This is a genomic window from Glutamicibacter sp. MCAF14 (assembly GCF_052114325.1).
GTDB classification, from domain to species: Bacteria; Actinomycetota; Actinomycetes; order Actinomycetales; family Micrococcaceae; genus Glutamicibacter; species Glutamicibacter arilaitensis.
On sequence record NZ_JBFREO010000021.1, the window covers coordinates 1 to 2,447 of the forward strand.

Annotated in this window: 3 protein-coding genes; all 3 read right to left on the minus strand. The window is 58.8% G+C overall.

All coding sequences use genetic code 11. The features are described from left to right. A partial coding sequence (locus AB4Y71_RS17950) for a hypothetical protein (protein ID WP_441722749.1) occupies nucleotides 1-207 on the minus strand: 207 nt, incomplete at its 3' end. Between the two features lie 163 nt (nucleotides 208-370). Beyond that, a complete protein-coding gene (locus AB4Y71_RS17955) occupies nucleotides 371-613 on the minus strand; it encodes a hypothetical protein (RefSeq protein WP_441722752.1) in 243 nt (80 codons plus the stop codon). A 490-nt stretch (nucleotides 614-1,103) separates the two neighbouring features. Further along, the gene (locus tag AB4Y71_RS17960; protein WP_102599351.1) at nucleotides 1,104-2,114 is read right to left on the minus strand and encodes a DUF4192 family protein; all 1,011 of its coding nucleotides are present in this window, start codon (nucleotides 2,112-2,114) and stop codon (nucleotides 1,104-1,106) included. Between the last annotated feature and the right edge of the window lie 333 nt (nucleotides 2,115-2,447).

Consider the following 2,447-nt stretch of genomic DNA (forward strand, 5'->3'; position numbering starts at 1 on the left):
GGTGAAGGCTTTGCTTATTTGGTCATAAGCTCCGGAGTCGAATTCGGTTTTGGCAATGAGGTGTTCGAAGGGATCGTTCATCGGTGGTTCGCTGAGCGCTTGGAGTTCTTGGTTAGTACGGCGCGCGTGCTTTTCGCTGACTCTGCCTGCTTTACTTTGCCGCATCTTCTGCGTACCTCCCATTTTTCTTGTCGCTTCCGTGCTCATCGCTAGAGGCCGTGCATGAGCCACGATCCCCTGTCGTAGGCGAACTCAGGTACCGCAGCTTGTGGCTTGTGTGCGGGTGGTCGTTTGGTTCCTGCTATCCATGTGGGTGCAGGAAAAGCAGCGCAGCGATTGGGCTTTTGCTGTGCACAGGTGGGCAGGAGGCTTAACCGCGTTGCCCCGGTTTCGCGTCGGTTGGGCCGGCGGCGGGTAGGGTTTCCATCCAGCAGGTCGCGTTAATGGCGACCTGTAGCGCTGCCAGGGCTTGGGCGACGGCTGGTTTCGTGTCGGGGTAGTCTTTGTTCCATGAGTCGGTGCTCATGGTGATGCGTCCGGTAGCGGCGAGGTCTTCCAGCTCGTTGGCCAGGGCTTTGAGGTCTGCGTAGATCTCTGAGGCGTTGCGAGTCATGGTTCCTGTCCTTCGGTGGTGGGGTACGGAGGAAGATTATCGAACGTGACCGACAAGTGCGGCAACCACGTCCCGTAGGTCTCCCCTTTCTCGTCCTCCCAGACCACGTGCACTAAGTGCGGGGTGCGGGCGGTGGCCTGTCCGTGAATTTGTGGGGTTCCGGTGGGCGTATGAATGAGAGCGGTTACGGCTTGATGTGGCTGGATGGGGTGGCCTGGGTACTCTCCGGGCTGTAACCGCATCACTCGATAGGGTTTGCCCTGGTGAGTGAAAACGTCCCAGAGGTTCGGTACCGGGGGTAAGGTTTGAGCGCGGCGGCCGGGGGAGCTGGCGGCGGAGGCCGCCACGCCCGATTTCTGCAACCGCTCAGTGTCCGCTTGCAGGTTTCTTTCCCAGATGCTGGGGTCGCTAGTCATAGGTTTTATTGTCCTTGGTGTGCTGGGGATATGGCTAAGTGAGGGGCTTGGTTGCCCCTCACTTAGCCGGTTATTTACTTATCGGGTGTGCTGGCCGATTTCGGTAGCTTCCCGCTGGTGAACAGTCGCCGTTGCAAGTGTGAGAGCCGGTGTTCCGGGTCAATGGCTAGTGCCTGATCCAAGAACTTCATCGCTTCGGTGCCCTGTCCGGCCATCCAGCGAGTCCATCCCAGCGCTGCCAAAACGTTAGGGCGGTCATCGCCGGCCAGGAACTCTAGCGCCTCGTAGAGCATCGCTGCGCCGGCATCGAAGATCTTCCGATCAGCGATCAGCGTATCTCCCATGAGCAGCTCGGCCAGCTCCTGCTCGGTGCTGGCGGTTCCGGCCAGTGCTGCGGTGGCGGTGTCGCGTCCCATGCGCAGGGCGTAGGTTCCGGCGATCCAGCCGGCCATGTCCTCGGTGACTTTCCCGTGATCGAGGTAGCGGGCGATCTGGTGCATCATGTCGTTGCCGAACTGAAGGGCGATGGCAGTAATACCCCGGGCTTGAATGCTCAGGTAGTCCTCCCCCGCCATCTGCGCGATGCGCTCAGCCTTGGCATCCATGGTGGCCTCGGTGGCTTCGGTGCACTGCGGTGCATCCTCGGCCAGCCGAAGCGATCCGGTGGCCAGCATAGCTTCGAGGGTGAACGGGTTGGTGTAGACCTCGGCGTAATCCACTGCGTCGGTACTGTCCCCGTCGTAGTCCATGATCTGCCCGTTGGTGACCAGAACAGCCTTGGCGATGGGTGCGCCTGCTAAGTCAAGGCGCTGGCTCAGTTCGTCGTACTGGGCGAACGTCATAGCCTTGTCGCCCTCGTAGCTGACCAGAATGGTCGCATCGATCGGCTCGCTAATCGAGGCGAGAATCCGAATCACTGACGAGGCGAACTCCGAAGCTTCGGTCTCAGGGTGTGCGTCGATGCGCAGGGTCGCCAGTACCGAGCTGTTGGCGCAGAGTACCAGCACGATGGAATCGGTGGGGTCAAGGTGCAGGGCTGAGCGCACGAGGCTCGCAATCCCTACCTTGTCATTAATGGTAGCCATGGTGACTGCCTTTCCTTGGTTCTCAACTGAGGCCCGAGCTGGTCTTTCCAGCGTGGGTTCCTATCCCCTGTTGATACTTCAATTCTAGCAGTTTGCTATCTTGCTAGCAAGCTAGTTTGCTGTTTCTATTGAAAGATTTTTGCTATCTTTAAAGTATCCTAGAAAACTTGCTTAGCAGGTCAACACAACTTTTACGCCTGATTGCATGGGTTTCCCTTGTTCCGATACATGCCAAAATGCACGCCTGAAAGTTCTGTCAGGGGTGGGCGCTAGCCCATCGCGTAGCGACGCGCAGCGCCCTTGACTGGGCTTTCAGACGTGCAACAATCGGGC

Coding starts and splice junctions, on each gene's coding strand:
- AB4Y71_RS17955 (WP_441722752.1), bottom strand. CDS start 613: ATGACTCGCAACGCCTCAGAGATCTACGCAGACCTCAAAGCCCTGGCC.
- AB4Y71_RS17960 (WP_102599351.1), bottom strand. CDS start 2,114: ATGGCTACCATTAATGACAAGGTAGGGATTGCGAGCCTCGTGCGCTCA.